This window comes from Fictibacillus sp. 23RED33, assembly GCF_015903925.1.
Lineage (GTDB): Bacteria > Bacillota > Bacilli > Bacillales > Fictibacillaceae > Fictibacillus > Fictibacillus phosphorivorans.
This window is the reverse complement of sequence record NZ_JACZDX010000001.1, coordinates 99,374-121,311: the sequence shown is the minus strand read 5'-3', so window position 1 is coordinate 121,311 and position 21,938 is coordinate 99,374. Positions and strand designations below refer to the sequence as shown.

Genomic DNA, 21,938 nt, shown 5'->3' with positions numbered 1-21,938 from the left:
CTTTTCAGTTGTACGTACATCTGGTAACATAAAGGTACTTTCGCATTAGGCCAAGAGGGCACTATTGGAAAGAAATTAGGCTAAGAGTAGCTGAGGAGAGATGAGAAAATGAATACGAATACCAAATCATTAGCTTTAACATCTGTACTTATTGCATTAGGGTATGTGTTTCACACAGTCGTACCCCCATTATTTTTTGGAATGAAACCTGATTTATTACTAGTGATGATGTTTCTAGCCATTATGCTATCACCAACAAAACAAAACGTAATTATTGCAAGTATGGCAGCTGGTGTTATTTCAGCACTAACAACAGGTATGGCAGGCGGACAGATCGCCAATATCGTAGAAAAGCCCATTACAGCTTTTATCTTTTTGGCTTTGTTCTTACTAGCTAAGAAAGTTAAAGTAAACGCGATTAGCGCCGTTCTTCTAACGGTAGTCGGAACGATTATCAGTGGAACATTGTTCCTCATGGTGGCAATGATCGTCGCTGGATTACCTGGTACATTACTCAGCTTTATTGGAATGATCGTTGTACCAACAAGTATTGTTAGCGGTTTGATCATGTTCTTTATCTACCCGATCGCAGAACGATTATCTAAACGATCGAATTTAACAGCTTAATTATAATAGACAGTAATATAAAAAAAAGCCAGCTCCTACTATGGAGTTGGCTTTACGTATTTATCCTCTTCTTCTTTTTCCTCTTCCCATGTTTGAAAAGCTGAAATCTCGGTTGATAACGTTGAAAAAATAAAAGCAAGGACAGTAGCATCATCCAATAGACCTGCTCCGATCAGAAAATCAGGAACTGCATCTATAGGACTTACAAAATACAGAAGACCCGCCACCACTAATACTAAAGATTTTTTAGAGACATCACGATAGTCGCCTCTTTTATATGACTTCACCATTCGAACTAACGCTTTTACTTGAGAGCCTAGGTTACTTAAACCTTGTTTATCTGGTTGCGAACTTTTTTTCTCAGCTTCTGTAACGAGTTCACCCGTTTGAGTAGAACTTTCAAGCACAGCATTCGCTTTTTCCTTCATTTTATTAAAGTAGTTGCCGATTGTGTTTTGTTTCAACCCATATCCCTCCATTCTTTTTCTTATGTATACCCTCTTTTAAACCTCTTCGTCAATTATGAACCTTTTTTTACTTTTCATTTATTTTATATTATCTTTCTCCAAAGTCAGTCAAATATCTTCTGTTTTAGACAAGTATGACGTTTTTTTAATATGGCTCACATTGTATCGATATTTCTCTCGATTGCCTATCACATCAATGTTTTCAAATTTCGACTGTTCTTTTAAAGTAAGATTTTAGTTGTCCAAACATGACGAAATCTATCGGGAAATATTTTTATATTCGTCATTATTTTTCATAGGAATATAAGAGAAATTCACGAATTCATTAGATAATAAAAGAATGAGGAGGAATTATAAGATGTCTAAACAAAAATCCATGGTAGTAGGTTTCGCATTAGGTACGGTGGTTACAGCAGCAGCTACGTTACTTTCAACACCTAAAGCAGGTAAAGAGGTAAGAAAAGATCTTAAAGTAAATATGGATAAAATGAAATCTACATTCTCCAGCATCAAGCGTGATGGCATTCAGCTTAGAGCAAAGATCAGATTTGCTAATAAAGAAAAAGAAGAGGCACTACAAGAAACTGCTGCTTCGACAATTGAAGAAGCACCAGAAGAAATGGAACAAGAAATTAAATAATCTCGAAAAAATTCTCCCTTTTTGGAGAATTTTTTTTATCTTACTTACGAACGTGTGAGAACACTTACGTTAACACCATATCAGCTAAAAGTTATATAACTATTTTACTAAAAAATAAGGAAAAATTGAAAAATTTTACTTTCTTATTATAGGAAATACTGGCATAATGAGGAATAGGATGTGTTTTATAAGATGGAGGGGCATTTTAAAAATGAACAAAGATCAATTATATAGTTTTCAAGAAGCCATGATCTATAGTCACAAACTTTCACAGATTAGTAAAGCTTTATGGAAAAGTGTAGAAAAAGACTGGCAAAATTGGATTAAGGATTATGGTTTAAACATCAATGAACACCATATTCTTTGGATTGCTCATCATCTTGAGGGTGCATCAATCTCTGATATTGCAAAGTTTGGCGTTATGCACGTGTCCACTGCTTTTAACTTTTCAAAAAAGCTTGAAGAACAAGGCTATCTAACATTTTCTAAAAAAGAAGATGATAAGCGAAATACATATATTTGTCTAACACCTAAAGGTGAAGAGCTTTTACTTCAAACATTAAATACGTATGATCCTTCAAAATTTGGTGTTTTTAGTGCTTCTATGCCGATTAAAGAGTTGTTTGGAAGGTTCCCAGAGTTTCCTGAATTGATGTCGATCATCCGCAATTTATATGGCGATGACTTTATGTCAATTTTCAACAAACTCGAAGAAAAGATCGAAGCATCATTAGATGATCAGCCTGCATCACCCGTGATAGCAGCTGAGGAAATTGCCTCTTCTCATTCGTAACGTACCGATAACTCGTATAGCTTCTCCATCAAAGAAATATACTTTTCTTGTTGAAGCAATGCCGTAATCGTTTCTCTCGGGGAAAGCTTTGGTGTTAACATGCCTGCAAAATGCAACAGAAGCGGCGTGTAATGCACAAAGCCTTCTTCACTCTGCATTTCATAATTTCGTTGAAGCTCATCGCAAAGAAGGAAGACCTTATTCACTTCCTGCTCGGTGAGCTTTTTTTCCATGACTAGTCTAAAAAACGGATACGCTGTAAGATCGACACTCTCAATCGTTAGCTGATTATAAAATTCTAGTCGTTCTAGTCGTTCTTCCACCGTCTCCATACAAAACCCTGCTTTCTAGTCATTGTCTGTCTATAATAATTATAATCCAACTTTCTCCATTTGGGTATGAATAATTGATGAAGAATGATAAAAGCACTTCTCCCCACCAAGGATGGGAAGAAGCGCTTTATTTTAGTTTTTTGTATAAACTCCTAATTTAATAGAGTTTTTCTTTAAATCAAATTCTTCAGCTTTAATCGCATAGCCTGGCTTTGTTGGCATTTCGGTCACTCTCATCAAAATGCTTTCGTCTTTCGGATATACATCTACCCATTCAGGAAACGCAACGGTCTTTTGGATAAGGGTAAACACCTCGTCACCAGGCAGTGGAAAACGCCCCACTTGCATGTCCTTCTCCTTCAATAACAAATCACCGTTTTCAAGAACTTCAGGTTCAAATGTAACTTGGTAAGGAAGCTCTTGATCGAAAGCAATAAAGGATCCATTAAGAACGGCTTCATCATTTCGCAAATTCACGTATACGTTCACATCAGGTGCCCTTTTGCGCAGTTCTTTATTTAATAGATCTTCCACTTGTTCTTTTTCTGTATGTATGCTCAACAACTTTTGATTGTCCTCAATATTATTATCTAGTGAACTACGATCTAATTGACCACCAGCAGGGTCTTTAAAAAGCACAACGGCTATGGCGATCGGTATGATTAAAAATAGCAGCAGCAGTGTAAAAAAAGCCGTTTTCCACTTATTCATGATTTTCTCTCCCTCTCTCATCTCTTAGAAGTTATTTTCCTATTCATATTCCACATATTTTGGTAAAGTTAAACAAGTAGTTCATGTTGGAGGTTTTCATATGGCAGGCTATATCTTCGTTTTTTTAGCACCAATCTTTTTATTTGTATTTAATTCACTTACACACAAGTTATGTGACAAAAAGAACTTGTCCTCAAAGCAGCAAGACTCGGTTTATCGTACGATTAACGTTTCTATTACCATTCTGCTCATTTCATCCTATATTTCAAACGTTCTATAAAAAATATAAAAGGGGGAACCTAAATTGCATTCCCCCTTGAGTAACCGTACCATACACATGCTGCACCTTTTGATCAAGAGTAGTAAAACACACATTAACGAAACTGCTTATAAACGTCAAACCTGATCAGTCCCCCTTCATAAGAAAAGGTCCTGCTTAGACTGTCATTTATTTTAGCAGAAACATGCAGCTCCTACGATAATCAAAAGAATAAACAACACAACAATCAATGCGAAGCCTTTTCCATGCCCGTATCCACCGTAACCCATGAAAGCCACCTCCTTTGATATTCTGTACACTATCCTATGCATGACCCGTAATTCACGCATAGGCATTCGCCCTTTAAATTAATTTAAATTTCTATTCACCATCAATAGCAGTAACAAGCTCCAATAATGATGAGAAGGATAAAAAGAACTAAGATTAATGCTATTCCTCCCCCATGACCATAACCGTAACCATAACCCATCATCATACCTCCCTTTTCTTTCTCCATATCATATAGTGATACGCCCTGTTTTGATTAGACGAATGACCCGGTTTTTAAAATTTTTTTGAAAAATCGCATGGAATACCCGAAAACAAAGGTTTTATAATGTGTAAATTTTCTCATATTTCATTTATTGAATAGGAATACCCGTAACGTTTATGCTATAGTAAGAGTTGTTAAATTATTACTTCACAGTAGGAGTGTTTGAAAATGAAAAAATGGATGTTATCAGTAGGGCTCACAGCGGGACTTATTTCTTTATCCGCTTGTAATAATGCTGGTGGTGCTGATTCAGAAGCCATCGTAGAATCTAAAGCAGGAGATATTACGAAAGAAGAATTCTACAAAAAGATGAAGGAACAATACGGTGACCAAGTCCTAAACCAAATGATCGACGAAATGGTGCTTGAAGATAAATATAAAGTAACAGACAAAGAAATCGAGAAAGAAACAGAAAAGATCAAAGAAGAACTTGGCGGCGAAGATGCTTTCAAACAAGCACTTGAGCAAAACGGCTTATCTGACGAAAAACAGCTAAAAGAACGCATCAAGTCTATGCTTTTAAATGAAAAAGCAGCAACAGAAGGCGTTAAGATTTCTGAAGATGAAATGAAGAAAACATTTGATGAAAAATACAAAACAGAAGTTAAAGCGAGCCATATTCTTGTAGAGGATGAGAAGACGGCTAAAGAAGTTCAGAAGAAATTGAACGAAGGTGGAGACTTTGCTAAATTAGCGGAAGAATACTCTAAAGACCCTGGTTCAAAATCTAAAGGTGGAGACCTTGGCTTCTTCGGTAAAGGCGCAATGGTTCCAGAGTTTGATAAAGTTGCGTTTACACTTGAAAAAGGTAAAACAAGTGAACTTGTTAAGTCTGATTACGGTTACCACATCATTAAAGTAACGGACAAGCGTGAAAACAAGTTTGAAGACAAAAAAGAACAGATCGAGCAAGAGCTTAAGCAGCAAAAAGCGAAGCCAATCACTGAGATCTTAGAGAGCTTGAAGAAAAAAGCTGATGTTAAAGTAAAAGATAAAGAATTAAAAGAGAAGATGGAAAAGAAAGCAGAACAACCACAAATGCCACAGATGCCTCAACAATAATGGCATGAAATATGAAAACCAGACCCTTGATGGGGTCTGGTTTTTGTTTTGTACGTATGCAGAAGGCTTTTGCACCACAGTAGGCTGCAAAAAGCTTCTAAAAAAACAGAGAAATTCACAGATCACATAAAAAATGAGCACCATCACATAAAAAATATTCATTATCATATAAAAATACACGTCATCACATAAAAAAGGCGGATCATCATATAAAAATATGAGATCAGAAAAAACTTGTCTATCCCAAAAAGACAATCAAAAGACCTGCTCTTAGCAGGTCTTTTCCTTACTTCCTATTCTACAGACGATTTGAATCATCATTATAATGATCTTCATCCCCTGCTGCTGCAACTAAATCCTCTGCATCATCATCTTCAGCGGAAGGCCGAGCTGATTCCTGAGCTTTTGCTCTCTCGATACGCTCCATGTATACTCTGCCCTCTTCTTCAATTACTCTTTGCTCGATTTCTTTATCTTCTTGGAACAATGTAACGATTCGATAACCGCTATAGATAATGCCGCAAAGCACGAAATACATCCACCATGGAGTCATAGTAAAGAAGTTGCCCACTCCAGCTGAATATTCTTTTAACACAAAGGCAGCTATGAGTATGGCACCGAAGAATAAAGCAGCGTATCCTTTCATCGATTAACTCCCCCTTATTAGACAAGCTTTTAATACAGTCTATGAGGGATGATAGGAAGTTATGTCATGAAAGTGCAGGTTCAGCTTTAGATTCTTTATCCGTTTTGTTGGACTCCATTTTTTTGTCAAACGCACGGAACATCACGTAATAGAGTCCGGCACTCATCACCGCTAAGACAAAGAGAAGATAAAACGTATTTTCAAAACCAATCCACATCGTTAATGGAATAGAGATCGGTGCGATCGTACGTCCGATTGTAAAACGCAGACCCGCTGCTGCAAAGTACTGCCCTCTCATGTTTTCTGGCGCAAGCTTTGAAATAAAGCTTTCTTGGATTCCAACTACCATCAGCTCAGCTGTTGTAAAGATGACCATGGCCCCAAAAAGAATCCACATCATCGTCGTACTGCCGAACACAAGCATCGACACACCGTATAGAAGTGCAGAAAGGATAAAAACTCTCCCTTCTTTAAATCGGTTCATCCATTTAGCCATCCAAACCGTACATAACGCAACCATCAATCCGTTAAGGGAGATCAAATAACCAAACACTTTTTCACCGGTTAATGAAATGTCCCAATTTCCAATTGCAAAGAGCGATTGTTCTGGTACTTTTTCCGTTGTGTACACAGCTAAGAGCAGGTCCATCTGCATGAAGGTTTGAGCTACAAGAATACCAGCTAAGATAAATAGCAAGAATAGCTTATCACTCGCGATCACTCGATAGTCTTTCAACTGTTCACCGATCGCCTGGAACCAATTTTTATCAGTCCCAACTTGTTCTAATACTTCTTTCTTTACAGGAACTGTTTCACGAATGTATTTCGCTAGCACGATCGCTAACACAACACTCACGAGTAAACACGCCAGTAATAATTCAAAGCGGTAAGAGAAAAAGAAGATACTTCCCAATACAGGACCAAAGACCACCGATATGTTAATCGATGTATAAAATACGGCAAACACTTCACTTCTATGCTTCTCTTCTACAACATCTGCGATCATCGCGTGACTAGCTGGCCAATATAGAGAACCAAATAGCCCTAACGCTGAAAACGCAATAAACGTTAAGATCGGTGAATCCATCCACGGCGAGTTAGCAAGACAGAAAAAGATAAACGTTGCTGCCTGACCCCAAGCCGAGATCACCATCATCTTCTTTCGTCCATATTTATCCGCACAATAGCCACCTACAAGATTTGTGATCACACCTACAACTTGTGATAGGACTAATAAAATTCCAGCTGTTGTTTTTCCCATTTCATCCGAAAAATAGATCGCCATAAACGGGAAGAACATCCAAAACAATAAATTTACAAAAAATTCTCCTATTAAACGAACCTTCAGATTCGCATCCCAATCTTTCCATCTCATGCTGTTCACTTCTTCCTTTTTGTAATTTCCGACACTGTTGATTTATCTAATCCGACTTTTGAGCAGTCACTTTCATAAGCAAGCAGTGAATACAGCAATTTTTTCAATGAGAACATAGAAAAAAGCCTATGAGTATACACCGTTACATGTGCATACCATAAGCTTTTCGTTAAAAAGGCTCTTGAATGGCACATGGAAAGATTGCTCAAAAGTAAGTAGATTGCATAGCAAAATAAGCCTTCCCAAATGGGACTAGACGTTATTTAGCTTGCTTTCTTACCTTACTTTGAACAATGCTAACCATGAGTCATTGCCTCCTAAAATTTCGTTTCGTAACTTCCAATTCCAAATTTACCATAACTCCCATTTTTACACAATGGGATAATTTTATTAATCTTGGTACTTCGTTGTCCTTTTGAGTTGTTGATTTCCGTTTCAGGTTGCTCGCTTTCCGCGGGGCAGGCGGTGAGCCACATTCGTACGTTTCACTTTTAAGTGTCTCACCTGCCCGCCTGTCCCGCAGGAGTCTCACACCTTCCACTACAATCAACTTATCAAAGAAGACAATAAAAACGATTAATAGCAAAAAACACTACAATACTGCCTTTATAATAGGGCCTTAATTTTTCGCAAATTCCCCTTGGAACAGCGGTTTATATAACGAACGATTTTCTAGAGCGAACTGTTTATCTGTAAATTCTCCAGGCTGTACTTTTTCGAGTGCACGGTCCATCATGTTCATTCTAGCATCAAAATTATCGATCATATGAAGGATTTCTGCTTCACGAATCAACGGCGCTTTAGGGCTTCCCCACTCCGGTTTACTGTGGTGACTTAAAACGAGATGCTGAAGGACCGTTACTTCTTCTCCTTCAATCTCTAACTCATCTGCCGCCTTACCGATCTCGTTCACCATGATTGTAATATGACCGAGAAGCTTGCCTTCAAGTGTATAAGAAGCAGCAACTGGACCTGACAACTCGATGACTTTTCCAAGATCGTGCAGAATGATTCCTGAATAGAGAAGGTCTGTATCTAGAGAAGGGTAAAGCTTGCTGAACGCTTTTGCCATATCCAACATGGATACAACATGAAACGCAAGACCTGATACAAACTCATGGTGGTTCTTAACCGCTGCAGGATATTCCAAAAACTCAGCTTGATGTTTCTTTAACAAATGCCTTGTGATTCTTTGAATATTTGGATTCTTCATCTCAAATATGTATTTGGTGATCGTTTCTACCATCACGTCTTGGGATAATGGAGCTGTTTCTAGGAAATCACTTACCTTAACACCATCAAGTTCCGTTGCAGGGCGAATGGCTTTAAGCTTTAACTGCATTTTTCCTCTGTAGTTCCCCATCTCACCAGCTAGTTTTACGATAGCTTGAGCTGCGTAGAGCTCTTCATCTTCTGGTGAACTATCCCATAGTTTTGCCTCCACATCACCTGTTTGATCTTGAAGGATCAACGTTAAGAATGGTTTACCATTACTTGCCGTTCCTTTAACAGATGATTTGATAAGAAAGAAACCATCTACGATCTCTCCTACCTTATAAAACGCAAGTCCTTTTTTCATCTTTCACCCCGCCTTTCTTTGCTTTAGTATAGCATATCCTTCTATTTAACTACTTGTCATAACACTAAGTTGGTAAAATTTACGACTAGTGAATGACTCTCTTCTAACCCTTTCTTTTGGGGTTAGTTATAGGAATCTTAATCTGAAAAGCTACTCCTTCTGCTCTATTCTCGGCGACCACTTTTCCTCCATGCAGTTCCGCAATTCGTTTTACAATAGCAAGGCCTAGTCCAAACTGACCTTTATTACCTTTTCTGAACGGCTGGAAGATTTCTTCTCCTGTTACACCCGTGAGACTCTCTCCATCATTAAATACTTCAATAACAAAGTCAGCTCCGTTATTAAAAGCTGAGAGTCGAATCGTCTCGTGTGCATAACGTAATGCGTTCTGAACTAAATTATCCAGCAGAATACTCCATTGCTCTTTATCACCATTCAGATTGTAATGATTGCCTGTAATCTCAAAATCTATGTCTTCACGCTGATACCTAAATCGTTCAACAATATCTTCTGCCAGATCACCAAAGTTAAAATTCTCTTTTGTAAAAACATCGAGTTTCATAGCGTCGAGCTTTGTATAATACAGCATATTTTGAACACGCTTTTCCATTCTTTCCGTCTCTTTTAAGATCACGTCCATCATATCTTCTGTTGTATCCTTTGGCATGATGCCATCTTTTACAGATTGAGCGTAACTCTTGATCGTCATGATAGGTGTCTTTAATTCATGAGACGCATGTTGAATAAACGTTTTTTGTGCATGATCATGTCTTAACAAGTTTTGACGCATCTCTTCAAATTGTTTGGAAAGAATATAAAATTCATCATCACCCTTCCAATGAAACGGCTCCTGCCAGTTGCGTTTGGCGATCTGTTCGAACCGCTTTCCTAAGATGGTGAGTGGTGAACGCAAATACCGTGCTAACCAAATCGCAGGGATGATAGAGAAAATACCTGTAAACAACAAAATCAAAACAAGCCTTAGCCATAATCGGTTAACCATTTGATCGCGATACGTATCCCACATATAGGAGATTAAATACACCTTTTCGCCTTTTACGTTGGTCTTTGTTGTGATCGCATAAAATAAGGTCGCATCTTCATACGTTAGCTCGTAACGTCCTTTATTCTTCTTTTGTTTGTATGCTTTTTCAGCCATCTCATAAAGAACTTCTTCAGGTACAGGATCACCTTGTGAGTTGGCGTACTTGTCAACAATCACTACATGTCCAACATCACGAGCAGCATTCCTTCTTTCAATAAAATCAGTTGGAGATTCCCCTTCTCTAGGAAGCTGATTGTTGGGATCCCATACATTCTGCTGCTCGTTCTCTATGATTCGATACGTTTCTTCAGTCAGCGTGTCTTTAATGGATAGCGGATAGATGATCGCGGTTAAGAGACCAATCGTAAAAATCAGCAGCCCGAATGAAAGCCATATACGCTGAGTAAGGTTTAAACGTATCATGATGGTATAATCCTATAACCAGCTCCGTAAACGGTCTCTAAGTTCAATCGAGGCATCTTCTTACGCACACGTCTGATCACATCATCCACAGCGCGTTCAGATCCGAAATAATCGTCTCCCCAAACATATTCTAAGATCTCTTCTCGCTTACGAGATTTCCCTTTGTTCTCGATTAAATAAAGAAGAACGTCGATCTCTTTTCCTGTAAGATTAATCATCTCTCCATCACGTGTGATCTTTCTTGAGATCGGATCAATCATATACCCCGTAATCTCAATGGTTTGAGGCAGGCGGTTACCAGTTTCATATATTCTCGTTAACAGTTTTCTAACTCGAATAACGAGCTCTCTTGGCATGAAAGGCTTTGCTAAATAATCATCACTTCCCAGCTCAAGTCCAACGATTCGATCCAAGTCTTGGTCTCGAGCAGAAACAAAAATAACAGGGATGTCTGAAGTCTTTTTGATCTCTTTAATAATTTCATAGCCATCCATACCAGGCAGCATAATATCTAATATCCATAGATGAGGCTTTTTCTCTTCAGCACTCTTCAAAGCATCTTCTCCATTGTGAAAAACCGAAACGCTCCAACCTTCTTTTTCCATATAGGCCTTCAGCACTTGAGCAAGATCTTGTTCATCTTCGACTAAGTAAATGGAATACTCATTTGTCATGAGCCATTCCCCTCCTTTGGTTACATTTCAGCGATAACGGATTGGTGTGGCCAATGTATGACAGGGACAGATGGAACGGTAGAAGCAATATGTTTATGGCAAGTAAAGAACAGTACCTGCCGATCAAACGCAGCTTCTTGTATCAGTTGTAATGTTCGTTTAGTCCTTAAGCCATCAAAGTTAACCGCAATATCGTCCATTAAAATCGGAAAGTCTTTCGGTCCTGCATGGTAAGCTACTGCTAATCGGATAGCTAAATACACTTGTTCTGCAGTCCCCCGGCTTAACTCATGCGGGTAAAAACCTATTCCTTCCCCGTTTACAACCATTAGTTCATTTTTGTCTGTGAACGTAATAGATTGATATTCACTTTCTGTTATTTTACTAAAATAAACACTCGAAGTCTCTAAAACCGCTGGCAGCTTTGTTTTTTGATATTCTTCTTTTACTTTTAAAAGAGCATGCTGTGCAAGGCGCACGCTTGCCCATTTCTTAACGAGCGTGTTCCATTCATCTTTAAGCATCTCATAACGATGCATATTCTCTGAGTAACTGCCATCTTCAAGCAGTTTCGCTAACTCCCAGTCCAGTTTCCCTTTTGCTTCAACCTTCTCGGCATAATGTTTTTGTTTTTCTTCCTCTTCTTCTTCCAAAAATGATATATGATGAAGTGTTTTTTCATAGTGTACCGTTACTTTCTCTGCCATCATGACGACTTCATCTTCTGAAAACCCTAACGATATCAATTGATTTAATAGCGTTTCACGTTCTTCTTTTAGCTTGCTGAACCGTTCCTTGTTTTTACCTTTTACATAAAAGTCTTCTTCCTTGCTAACTTTGGCATCATTCCACAAAATTTGGATCTGATCATCTAAAAAGGTGATTTTTTTCTCAAACTCTTCCCTTCGCTCGATGAGTTCCCTTCTATTTTGCTGAAGGTGCACTGCTGCCGATTGACTTTTAAGTTGCTTCTCCAATTCGGCATAACAAGAGTTGATCCAGTATTTCATATCTTCTTGGGGTTCTTCTCCTAATACAAGTGATAGTGAACCGGCTTTCTTCTCATAATTTTTCTGTTTTAGCGTTATATCTTTTACTTTTATTTCTGCTTCATTTCGCTGTCTTAACAAATCCTTAAGCTGAAGAACTCGCTTCATATAACCTGATACGAAAAGCCGGTCCAACTGCCCTTTGTACCCGTTATCTGACGCCCATCGTTGTGCACGATCAACGACAGTTGCTTCTTCCACTTCTAAATAATCCAGCCGTTTAGCAAGCTGTACATAGATGTTGTTTTCGTTAGAAAGCTGTAGAGAGAGCTGCATCCATTGTTTACGATTGACCTCATCTTCTAACAATCGATGATGTACGTGTTTTGGCATTTCTTCACCTGACTGATTCTTCCTCAAATACATGAAGCTTAAAACTAGGGAAGCAATCAACAGAAGAACTCCCCCAAACATGACTGGTGGATGATTTGAAATCCAACCAGACCAAAGAAGTAATACGGAAGAAAATATGGGCAATAGTATTGTATAGGAAGGAATATTTCTTGTTTGCTTATGATTTGATTGCTGATACTTTGCATATTCTTCTTCAGATAGTAGGTTCGCTTTTTGTTGTGCTTCTTCCGCTTCTAAACGCTCGAGATTCATTCTAGAGTCCTCGAGCTCGTCTTCTAACCTACTTTGTTTATCTTTAACCTGCTCATGCTGCTTGATCAAATCTTCTAGAAGATGAAGAGAAGATAAAGACAGTGAAAGTTTCTTAAGCTCTTCTTCAGACCACGTTTCTCCGATCTCATCAACGAGCTCTCTTTCTTCATTTTTTAAAGCCTGTATGTGACGTTGAAGCTCTTGTAGCTGGTTGAAGAGATGTTCATATTCAGGAAGGTGATTAAACAAACGTTTAATCTCTTTTTCGTATTTTATTATTACTTCATTACTTATCACTGATTTCAGCTCGGTTTCAACATCTTGAATACGGCTATCTGTGTACGTTAAGTCACTTTTTAAGCCTGAATACTCTTTTCGCCATTCGTCATATTGTTGAAGTCCGTTTTCTGGAAAATAAAATTGGTCAGAATCCAGAGAGCTTATCTCTACATCAAGCTGTCTATATTTTTGCAGTACAGGCTTTAATTCGAGTAGCCTCTTGTTTGAGAGAAGTTCTGTCTGGATCTCCGTCAACTCTTGTTTAATTCTTTCAAGAACCTTTTGTTGAACTTCTTTTTCGTTAGTTAACGCCTGATAACTCTCGTTTTTTTCTTTTAAGAGTTGAAGTGATTTTGCCGATGAAGAAAGCTGTTCTAATTTTTCATTAATGATTGGTTTTTTGCCTGCTTTTTTAAATAAAATGGCTTGTTTCTTCTCAAATGTCTGTTCGATGTTTAATAGATCACGGTCACCTGAAATCGCGGTGCTTAGTAAAAAATTACCGAGTTCTTCAGATGATAACTTGTCTAATTTTTGTAAGCCATCAAGACCAAAGCAAAATGCACCCGTATACAAGGATTGTTCCATTCCATCTAACAACTGTATCAGAAATGCTTCTTCTTTCTGCTGCCCCGTTTCATCAAAAAGTGTGACATCACCGATTACAGTAGATCGCGCTATTCTCTCAATCGTCCAAGTGCCATGTTTTTGATGGTGAATGGTGATCTTACCACCCATTCTGTTTCCGTCTTTAGGTTCATAGCGGCGTTGATTTTGACTTTTTGTAGGAAAACCGTAGAACATACATTTAATAAAGTCCATCAGTGTCGTTTTTCCTGCTTCGTTTTCTCCGTAAAGAATCTGTAGCCCCTTATTTTCGAAGTTGATTCTACAATCCTTTAAACCACCGAAGTGATAGATATGAAGGGAAACGAGTTTCATATTTTCACCTACCTGCTTTTATGAAGTTCTGATAATAATAATTGTTCAGCTTGTTGTTTAATCTCTTCATAATCTTGTTCATTCAGCTCTATGTATTTTCTGGCTGTTCGGTGTGTAGACAATTCAGAAATCGCTTGTTGCAGTTCTGAATCATCTTCTAGAACACACTGTAAATCTTGAAAAAAGGCAGATTGTTTCATGGATTGTTCCTCTTGAAGAGAAGGGGTCGTTACATTCTTAATCGAAACAACATGCACAAACGAAGAATCATAATCTTCCTCACGCAAGATTTCTTCTAAATCTTCAATGAACGTTCCATCCAAAAGCTCATGATAAAGCTGAGTTTGACCCGTCAACTTTAAGACAAGAAGGACACCTTTATTACCTTGTTGATGCGTGTTGATCTTTTTTTCACACAAAAGGATCACTTCTTGCAGACTATCAACCTCAGTTAAATCAATGCTGCTTTCTTGCCAACTGATTTCAGACGTGGAGTAGAACTGACTTTCGACTTCATTATGGTTTAAAGTAACGATGTAGCCACCTTTTTCACCTAGTTCTCCACTATGTCTGCCTTGTATATTCCCTGAATAACGAACGGGTGGATCTATGTTTAAATCTATTCTTTTATGAATGTGTCCGAGCGCCCAATAATCGTAGCCTTTTTTTAGAAGCTCTGTTAACAAAAAAGGCGCGTATCTGCTGTGTCCGCTATAACCATCAGCCTGTCCATGCAAAATGCCAATATGATACAAATCATCTCTTTTGTCAGGATAATGTAACGTTCGATCATCTGTCACCGCTGCAGTTTCATAGCTAAATCCGTGCAAAGCCGCTACCTGTCTTCCCTTTTTTTCAAAGTAAAGAGTCTGAACATGGTTCCCACCAAAAAAGTGCACATTGCTCGGCCAATCAAGATCTACCCATTGTCCATCTAATGGATCATGATTGCCATGAACAACATATACGTTTATGTCATAACTCTTCAGTTTCATAAAACAGTTTTTCAAATATGATTGAGCCTTTAAGCTTCGGTTTCCGCTGTCATAAAGATCTCCTGCAATCACTACAAAATCTACTTCTTCTGAAATCGCAAGATCGATCAGACGTTTAAACGATACGAACGTGCTATCAGAAAGCCGCTGAAAAAGCCCATTAGGCAACGAGGAAAGTCCTTTGAACGGACTATCTAGATGGAGATCTGCACAATGTAAAAACTTTATCATTTCACTCATCCTCTTTTTCTACCATTCTTCCCTTCATTTTAACATATATACGAAAGCACGTTCGCTTGTGAATGTGTAAAAAAAGAGAGCTCAATGGCTCTCTTTTCAAAGTATTAAACGTCGGTTGTATTTTTCTTCTCCTGCTTGGATAAAAGGAGGGCTTGCTTAAACAATTTCAAGGAAGGTGCGTTTCCATACATCAAAACCCCTCCACGATATACACGAGCACCAATTATGGCAAACAAGAAGATGGCTCCGACTAAGACGCTGATTCCAAGTGCTACTTCCCAAACCGGTAATGAAAGCATCCCTACACGAAGCAGCATGAGCATCGGTGTGAACAGCGGGAAGTATGATGCCGCTGCAACAAAGCCAGACTCTGGATTTTCTCTGCCGAACATGGCGATCATAAATGCTGCCACGATTACGATTACTACTGGTGTCATCAGATTATTTACTTCTTCAACTCTGCTGATCAATGATCCCAGCATCGCAAATAGAGTAGCGTATAAGAAGAATCCTAAAATGAAAAACACAAGAGCATAGATGATTAGTGACGCTGGAATCTCGTTCAACTTTAGTTCATTGATGATACTCTCACTTCCACTAAGCTGTCCGTTTAATTTAACAGCTAGAAACCCTCCAGCAACAAACAACGCAAGCTGAGTTAAAGCGACGAGTACGATCCCAAAGATCTTCCCAAACATCTGTGTCACAGGCGATACAGAAGAAATCAGTATTTCCATTACACGTGAAGATTTTTCTGTTGCCACTTCTACGGCGATCATACTTCCATACATCATGACGGCCATATACATGAAAAATAGGACCACATACACTAGGATGTATACTTGAGCTGCCTCTTCCTCACTTTTCGCTGAATCTGACAATGACTCCTTAGCAAAAGTAACCGGAGAATAAATAGCAGCGAGCTGTTCTTGGTTCAATCCAATGGACTCGGCTGCAGATTTGTTCTTAATCTGCTGCAGGGCCAACTCTACATCCGCGATAAGGCTCTGCTGTGTTACATCTTCTGCTTTATAAGTTCCTGTGATGATACCTGAAGCATCCCTATCCAGAATTAAAAGTCCTTCGATCTTACCATCAAGTACTGCTTTTTCTGCTTCACTTTCCGATTTCGTAAACGCTTCAGGTTTCAAATCATCATTTGTTTGCTTAAGTTGTGCTTGAAGAGCTGGAAGTGTCTCTCCTGTTCTATCGATAACCCCAATTTTAGAAGCCTCATCTTCACCGAACATTTTTGTGATCTCGTTCATATTCGTTATGACAAATAATAATCCGATTGTAATCAATGTAGTGATCAGGAATGGTTTTGATTTAATTTTAGATCGGTATGTATGCATCATTACAGTCATAAATTTACTCATGAACAACACCTACTTTCTCGATGAAAATATCATTTAATGAAGGTTCTTCAAGTTCAAACTTTCTTACAAATCCTTGTGACTGAATAGCTCGGAACAAATCTTGAGCCACTTCTTCTCGTTCGACTTGAAGAATGATTCCATCTCCTGTTGTACGATGTTTAAGAACTCCAGCTGTGTCTTTCAAATAAGTTAGATCAAAGTCTGCTTTAACAGATACATTCTTTTTCCCAAAGGATCGTTTGATCTCTTTTAGATTTCCTTGAACAACTGACTTTCCTCTATGCATGATGCACAGATGCTGACATAGTTCTTCTACGTGCTCCATCCTATGAGATGAGAAGACAATCGTCGTTCCCTCTTTTTTCAGCTCATGAACAGCACTCTTTAAAAGTTCAACGTTCACGGGGTCTAATCCGCTAAACGGTTCATCTAAGATCAAAAGTTCCGGACGATGAAGTACAGCCGCAATGAACTGTATTTTTTGCTGATTTCCTTTAGACAATGCTTCTACCTTCTTGTTTAAATACTCCTCAGCACCAAAACGCTTCAACCACTTATTCGTTTGTTCTTGAATTTGTGAACGAGTCATACCGCGCAACTGCCCTAGATAGATCAACTGCTCTCTTACGGTCAGTTTTGGATATAATCCTCTTTCTTCGGGTAGATACCCAATAAGGTCACTCGTCTCATAAGAAATCTCTTTGTCGTTCCACGTAATTCTTCCTTGTGATGGTGTTAACAACCCTAAGATCATTCGAAATGTCGTCGTTTTCCCTGCACCATTTGCACCTAACAATCCAAAGATCTCACCTTTAGGAATCTTTAAGTTAATTCCGTCAACGGCTGTAAAACTACCAAACTGTTTTCTTACCTCGTTAATGCTCAACATGACTATATCCCTCCCGCTGTAAAATATACCATATATTCCTAGTACGTGGTGTAATACCTTAAGTTTCATACAAATTCTTAAGTTTATGGCAGGAAAAATTCGTCGAATGTTGAAATCAAATTTAGATACGAAAGGAGTTCGATCATCATGAATATATACGCACTAACTGCATACGAAAGTAACGGCGAAAAAATATTGGATGAAACCATTTCTGCACAGAGTGACTCTGAAGCAAAAGAGCAAGGAGAAGCCCGTTTGGCTGAACTAAACATGCAAGAAAAAACGCATCGTCTGACTTCACCAAAGGGACAGTTGCTTCTTTTCCATCGCTAATGAATCTCATGGAAACGAGGGAGAAAACAGTGAGTGAAGTAATTCTACGTGAAGCACGATACGATGACAGTTATGAACTTTCTTATTTAATGGGAGAGCTCGGTTATCCAACAAAGCCCGAGGAAATGACAGAGCGATTAGAGACACTGCTTCCTAATTCTGCTTATGCTTGTTTTGTGGCTTGTGTAAACGACCAAGTAATTGGGATGATCGGCCTTACAAAAGGAATTTATTTTGAAAAAAACGGCTGCTATGCTCGTATTTCTGCTTTGGTTGTAAGTGAAGAGTTCAGAGGAAATGGCATCGGCAAGGAGCTCGTTCGTTATGGAGAAGAATGGGCAAAAGAACAAGGCTGCACAGCAATATTACTTAATAGCGGCAAGCATCGAACAGACACGCATGAGTTCTATCGCAGTTTGGATTATGATGATACGGGGTTGCGATTTATTAAGGTGATGCTTTAATAATCAGCTGGGCGACGAAGAGATTCGCCGCTTATCAATGTTAAATTGTTCATTCAGAAGCAAGAAGGTCGAGGAAGTGAAGTTTTTGAGGAGCAGAGTGTAGTTCTCCTCCATGAGCACCGAAAAAACAAAACTGACGAAGAGATTCGCCGCTTATCAATGTTAAATTGTTCATTCAGAAGCAAGAAGGTCGAGGAAGTGAAGTTTTTGAGGAGCGGAGTGTAGTTCTCCTACATGAGCACCGAAAAAACAAAACTGACGAAGAGATTCGCCGCTTATCAATGAACAAAGAAAAAACCGGATGCTGGATCTAGCACCCGGTTTTCCCTATTTATCCGCTCAATTCTTTGACCCCGTTATATCTTGTTGTCTATTTTAGGTTCACCCACACACTCTTAACTTCTGTGTAGTTATTTAATGCATAAGATCCCATTTCACGTCCGATACCGGATTGCTTGTATCCGCCGAATGGTGAAGCAGCATCAAATGCATTATAGCAGTTCACCCAAACCGTACCAGCACGAAGCTTGTTCGATACATAATGAGCTGTTTTTAAATTCTCTGTCCATAGTCCTGCAGCAAGACCATATTCTGAGTCGTTTGCACGAGCAATTACATCATCCAAATCATCAAACGGCATTGCAGCTACAACTGGACCGAAGATCTCTTCTTTTGCAATCGTCATCTTATCATCAACATCGGCGAAGATTGTCGGCTCGACAAAGTACCCTCTGTCAAACGGAGTTGTTCCTCCTGTTAACAATTCTGCACCTTCATCTTGTCCTTTTTGGATGTAACCAAGAACGCGGTTATGCTGTTCTTGAGATACGAGCGGCCCCATCGTTGTATCTGGATCTAACCCAGGACCTTGCTTGATTTTCTTCGCATGAGACACAAGGTCTGCTACGACATTATCAAAAGATTTCTTTTGAATATATAAACGTGATCCCGCACAGCAAACTTGTCCTTGGTTGAACATGATTCCGCTTAATGCACCAGGAACTGCACGGCTCATGTCAGCATCAGGCAAGATGATGTTTGGTGATTTACCACCAAGCTCTAGCGTTACTCGCTTCAAAGAGTTAGACGCGTTACGCATGATCAGTTTTCCAACTTCAGTGGAACCTGTAAATGCAATCTTGTCCACGTTCGGATGATCAACCAGCGCCGCACCTGTTTCACCAGCACCTGTTACAACGTTTAGCACACCTTCAGGGAACCCTGCTTCATGAGCTAATTTTGCCAAGTAAAGTGCAGATAGAGGTGTTTGCTCTGCCGGCTTCAATACGACCGTACATCCCGTCGCAAGTGCAGCACCAAGCTTCCAAGCTGCCATCAATAGTGGGAAGTTCCAAGGAATGATCTGTCCGACTACACCTAGCGCTTCATGACGCGTATAGTTGAAGAAGCTTCCTGCTACAGGAATCGTCTGCCCCACGATTTTTGTTGACCAACCAGCATAATAGCGGAAATGCTCAATCGCAAGCGGAACATCTGCATTCATCGTTTCGCGAATCGGCTTTCCGTTATCCAATGTATCAAGCTGTGCTAATTCTTCTTTATTCTCTTCCATCAATTCTGCTAATTTGTAAATTAAGTAACTTCGCTTTGAAGCAGGCATCTTTGACCAATAACCTGTTTCAAAAGCTGCTCTTGCCGCCTTTACCGCCTTGTCGATATCTTCAGTCCCACCTTCAGATACAACGGCTAAAACTTCTCCAGTTGAAGGGTTTAATGTTTCAAATGTTTTTCCGCTAGCTGAGCTGACCCATTCCCCATTGATAAAATGTTTTTTCGTTCCGTTAAGAAACTCGGCCACCTTTGGTTTTAATTGAAGGTCTAAAGTTTTTTCCATTTGAATCCTCCCTTTACATTGTGGTTCTTACATAAATATTATTCGTCACGATTCATGTAAACCCTTTCATTTTCTACATTTGTAATAAAACTGAAACGTTTTTTACGAAATTCGACGGGAGTTGTCGAAAGAACTCTATTAGTATGTAATCCCAATGGACAGGTCATCAGGATTTAGAAATCGCTCATAAATTTCTAGAATCGCTCACAAATCTCAAGAATCGCTCACAACTGCCCACAAATGCACCTTTCCACTTTTACCTACACAAAAAAAGACTCCTCTCAGACAAAATGTCTAAAAAGAGCCCTCTTAATCTCAACTGACTATCGTTTCAACGTCTGGAAGCGCATCTGCTTGCGGAACACTTCTTTAATCATGTACGGTACGCCTAGCTGGTCGTTTGTACGCGTGATCCACTTCGCTTTTCTCTTCACTTCATCAGGTGCGTTTGCCATCGCCACACCTAGCCCTGCAAACTCGATCATATCTAAATCGTTATAAGAATCCCCGATCGCTACCATCTCATTTGGTGCGATGCCAAGTTTCTCACCAAGGAACCTTAACGCATTTCCTTTTGTTACTTTTTTAGCTGTGATCTCTAACTGACATTTGGCTGAAGAAGAATATTCAAAGTCTGGCATATGTTCATTTAGATACTTCATAGCAGACTCGCATTCTTTTTCATCAAAAAACTGTACATCCATCTTTGGCGGTGCCACTTCTTGCGCGAGAACATAATCTCCTAAATTCTCTGTGAAAGAAACAGGATAGAACAACGGATCCCCCGTACTTAATGTTAACTTGGCGACGAGCTGACTTTTTTGCTTAAGCTGATTTCCGACGGAGAAGCGCTCATGGACTACCCGCATGTGGCATTCGTAATTTCCAAGCACTTCTACTATTCTGTAAGTATCCTCGACCGATAACCTTTTTTCTTGAAGAGGTTCATCAAGAGATGAAGCAATGAATCCACCATTATGACTGATCAGATAACTGTCGATCTTTAAAGCTTTGGCGATTTTTTGTGTAGATGGAAAACTCCTGCCCGAAGCGAGTGTGACATAGACCCCTTTTTGCTGCACATAATCAATGGCTTCTTTCGTTTCTTTATCGATACGGAAATTGCTTCGCAGTAGGGTTCCGTCGATGTCAATCGCTAGTAAACGGTATACCATGATGCGCTCCCCCCATTTCGCGAAAATATAGTATAAGAACTCGTGTTAAGTTTATGAACTTGAAACATGCTTTAGAACGCGGACAAACCTAAGAAATACAATGCAAAAAGAAAACCCCCTGCTACAAAAGTAACAGAGGGTTAAATCAGTACATTATTATTGCTGTTGTCCGTCTTCTTCAACCATTGGTCCGTAAAGTTCTTCCAGTGGCTTTGTGATCACTTTATTTAGATCATTGATGATCATGCTCATGCGTTGCTCCGCAGCCATAAGCTTTGAGATTGTTTCGTTCTGCTGCACATCAGCAAAAAGCTTTTGAGCTTCTTCAATCTCTTCAGGAGTCACTTCCTGGCCGTTCATTTGTTTTTGTTGAAGATTTACTTGAATATCACGGAATTTACCGAAAAGTTCTTTCGTTTCCGGATTGTTATTTACTTCATCATAGCTTTGTTTTAAAGCTGTAAAGTCCTCACTATTGCGTAGTGCTTTTTCTAAGTCGTAAGCAACATCGTATACGTTTGACATTGGTAAAATACCTCCTATTGA

24 protein-coding genes are annotated in these 21,938 nt (G+C 39.1%); 7 read left to right on the top strand and 17 right to left on the bottom strand.

Going from position 1 to position 21,938, the window contains the following annotated elements; genetic code table 11:
* The first annotated feature begins 108 nt into the window (after positions 1–108).
* Entirely contained in the window at positions 109–627 is a 519-nt protein-coding gene (locus IHV09_RS00695; RefSeq protein ID WP_197126868.1) for a tryptophan transporter, read from the top strand.
* A gap of 38 nt (positions 628–665) precedes the next feature.
* Here the strand turns inward: IHV09_RS00695 and IHV09_RS00690 are convergent, their stop codons facing one another.
* Entirely contained in the window at positions 666–1,091 is a 426-nt protein-coding gene (locus tag IHV09_RS00690) for a YkvA family protein (protein ID WP_197126867.1), read from the bottom strand.
* 361 nt (positions 1,092–1,452) lie between these two features.
* On the opposite strand from IHV09_RS00690, the gene IHV09_RS00685 reads away from it, so the two are divergent.
* Positions 1,453–1,734: a YtxH domain-containing protein gene (locus tag IHV09_RS00685; RefSeq protein WP_197126866.1), complete on the top strand. Its 282-nt coding sequence runs from the start codon at positions 1,453–1,455 to the stop codon at positions 1,732–1,734.
* A gap of 211 nt (positions 1,735–1,945) precedes the next feature.
* Positions 1,946–2,527, top strand: coding sequence for an HTH-type transcriptional regulator Hpr (locus IHV09_RS00680; RefSeq protein ID WP_066391382.1), 582 nt, complete (start codon positions 1,946–1,948; stop codon positions 2,525–2,527).
* Here the strand turns inward: IHV09_RS00680 and IHV09_RS00675 are convergent.
* Together IHV09_RS00675 and IHV09_RS00670 are read right to left on the bottom strand one after the other, a co-directional pair.
* Positions 2,518–2,859: a DUF1878 family protein gene (locus tag IHV09_RS00675; RefSeq protein ID WP_197263382.1), complete on the bottom strand. Its 342-nt coding sequence runs from the start codon at positions 2,857–2,859 to the stop codon at positions 2,518–2,520. The two genes, IHV09_RS00680 and IHV09_RS00675, sit on opposite strands and share 10 nt — an antisense overlap.
* Before the next feature lie 132 nt (positions 2,860–2,991).
* Positions 2,992–3,570 (bottom strand): YpmS family protein, encoded by a 579-nt coding sequence (locus IHV09_RS00670; RefSeq protein WP_197190818.1) that lies wholly within the window; start codon positions 3,568–3,570, stop codon positions 2,992–2,994.
* A 100-nt stretch (positions 3,571–3,670) separates the two neighbouring features.
* Here IHV09_RS00670 and IHV09_RS00665 point away from each other — a divergent pair, with 100 nt between their 5' ends.
* Entirely contained in the window at positions 3,671–3,850 is a 180-nt protein-coding gene (locus IHV09_RS00665) for a hypothetical protein (RefSeq protein WP_066239985.1), read from the top strand.
* Between the two features lie 173 nt (positions 3,851–4,023).
* Here the strand turns inward: IHV09_RS00665 and IHV09_RS00660 are convergent, their stop codons facing one another.
* Both IHV09_RS00660 and IHV09_RS00655 read right to left on the bottom strand, forming a co-directional pair.
* Complete coding sequence (locus IHV09_RS00660) at positions 4,024–4,119, bottom strand: YjcZ family sporulation protein (protein ID WP_082861266.1); 96 nt, start codon at positions 4,117–4,119, stop codon at positions 4,024–4,026.
* A 101-nt stretch (positions 4,120–4,220) separates the two neighbouring features.
* Positions 4,221–4,319, bottom strand: a complete 99-nt coding sequence (locus tag IHV09_RS00655) for a YjcZ family sporulation protein (RefSeq protein WP_370568912.1) — start codon at positions 4,317–4,319, stop codon at positions 4,221–4,223.
* Positions 4,320–4,550: 231 nt separating this feature from the next.
* On the opposite strand from IHV09_RS00655, the gene IHV09_RS00650 reads away from it, so the two are divergent.
* Complete coding sequence (locus IHV09_RS00650) at positions 4,551–5,444, top strand: peptidylprolyl isomerase (protein ID WP_197126864.1); 894 nt, start codon at positions 4,551–4,553, stop codon at positions 5,442–5,444.
* Positions 5,445–5,742: 298 nt separating this feature from the next.
* Here the strand turns inward: IHV09_RS00650 and IHV09_RS00645 are convergent, their stop codons facing one another.
* The 9 genes from IHV09_RS00645 to IHV09_RS00605 form a co-directional block, all read right to left on the bottom strand.
* Positions 5,743–6,090: a sporulation YhaL family protein gene (locus IHV09_RS00645; protein WP_197126863.1), complete on the bottom strand. Its 348-nt coding sequence runs from the start codon at positions 6,088–6,090 to the stop codon at positions 5,743–5,745.
* A gap of 64 nt (positions 6,091–6,154) precedes the next feature.
* Positions 6,155–7,465, bottom strand: a complete 1,311-nt coding sequence (locus IHV09_RS00640) for an MDR family MFS transporter (protein WP_197126862.1) — start codon at positions 7,463–7,465, stop codon at positions 6,155–6,157.
* A gap of 619 nt (positions 7,466–8,084) precedes the next feature.
* Positions 8,085–9,044, bottom strand: a complete 960-nt coding sequence (gene yhaM, locus IHV09_RS00635; protein ID WP_197195683.1) for a 3'-5' exoribonuclease YhaM — start codon at positions 9,042–9,044, stop codon at positions 8,085–8,087.
* Between the two features lie 103 nt (positions 9,045–9,147).
* The gene (locus tag IHV09_RS00630) at positions 9,148–10,512 is read right to left on the bottom strand and encodes a sensor histidine kinase (RefSeq protein WP_197263381.1); all 1,365 of its coding nucleotides are present in this window, start codon (positions 10,510–10,512) and stop codon (positions 9,148–9,150) included.
* Positions 10,509–11,186, bottom strand: a complete 678-nt coding sequence (locus IHV09_RS00625; protein WP_197263380.1) for a response regulator transcription factor — start codon at positions 11,184–11,186, stop codon at positions 10,509–10,511. The genes IHV09_RS00630 and IHV09_RS00625 overlap by 4 nt, the downstream gene beginning before the upstream one ends.
* 20 nt (positions 11,187–11,206) lie before the next feature.
* Positions 11,207–14,062, bottom strand: a complete 2,856-nt coding sequence (locus IHV09_RS00620; RefSeq protein ID WP_197263379.1) for an ATP-binding protein — start codon at positions 14,060–14,062, stop codon at positions 11,207–11,209.
* A gap of 8 nt (positions 14,063–14,070) precedes the next feature.
* The gene (locus tag IHV09_RS00615) at positions 14,071–15,288 is read right to left on the bottom strand and encodes a metallophosphoesterase family protein (RefSeq protein ID WP_197263378.1); all 1,218 of its coding nucleotides are present in this window, start codon (positions 15,286–15,288) and stop codon (positions 14,071–14,073) included.
* Between the two features lie 113 nt (positions 15,289–15,401).
* Entirely contained in the window at positions 15,402–16,676 is a 1,275-nt protein-coding gene (locus tag IHV09_RS00610) for an ABC transporter permease (RefSeq protein ID WP_197195687.1), read from the bottom strand.
* Positions 16,669–17,565, bottom strand: coding sequence for an ABC transporter ATP-binding protein (locus IHV09_RS00605; protein WP_197263377.1), 897 nt, complete (start codon positions 17,563–17,565; stop codon positions 16,669–16,671). The genes IHV09_RS00610 and IHV09_RS00605 overlap by 8 nt, the downstream gene beginning before the upstream one ends.
* 147 nt (positions 17,566–17,712) lie before the next feature.
* Here IHV09_RS00605 and IHV09_RS00600 point away from each other — a divergent pair, with 147 nt between their 5' ends.
* Both IHV09_RS00600 and IHV09_RS00595 read left to right on the top strand, forming a co-directional pair.
* Positions 17,713–17,898, top strand: a complete 186-nt coding sequence (locus tag IHV09_RS00600) for a YhzD family protein (RefSeq protein ID WP_197263376.1) — start codon at positions 17,713–17,715, stop codon at positions 17,896–17,898.
* 29 nt (positions 17,899–17,927) lie between these two features.
* Positions 17,928–18,362: a GNAT family N-acetyltransferase gene (locus tag IHV09_RS00595; RefSeq protein ID WP_328085768.1), complete on the top strand. Its 435-nt coding sequence runs from the start codon at positions 17,928–17,930 to the stop codon at positions 18,360–18,362.
* A gap of 370 nt (positions 18,363–18,732) precedes the next feature.
* Here IHV09_RS00595 and IHV09_RS00590 read toward each other — a convergent pair whose 3' ends face one another.
* From IHV09_RS00590 to IHV09_RS00580, 3 genes are all read right to left on the bottom strand, one after another.
* Positions 18,733–20,217: an aldehyde dehydrogenase family protein gene (locus IHV09_RS00590; RefSeq protein WP_197126854.1), complete on the bottom strand. Its 1,485-nt coding sequence runs from the start codon at positions 20,215–20,217 to the stop codon at positions 18,733–18,735.
* Between the two features lie 323 nt (positions 20,218–20,540).
* Positions 20,541–21,392: a Cof-type HAD-IIB family hydrolase gene (locus IHV09_RS00585; protein WP_197126853.1), complete on the bottom strand. Its 852-nt coding sequence runs from the start codon at positions 21,390–21,392 to the stop codon at positions 20,541–20,543.
* 156 nt (positions 21,393–21,548) lie between these two features.
* Complete coding sequence (locus IHV09_RS00580; protein WP_137790553.1) at positions 21,549–21,917, bottom strand: YlbF family regulator; 369 nt, start codon at positions 21,915–21,917, stop codon at positions 21,549–21,551.
* Positions 21,918–21,938 lie beyond the last annotated feature (21 nt).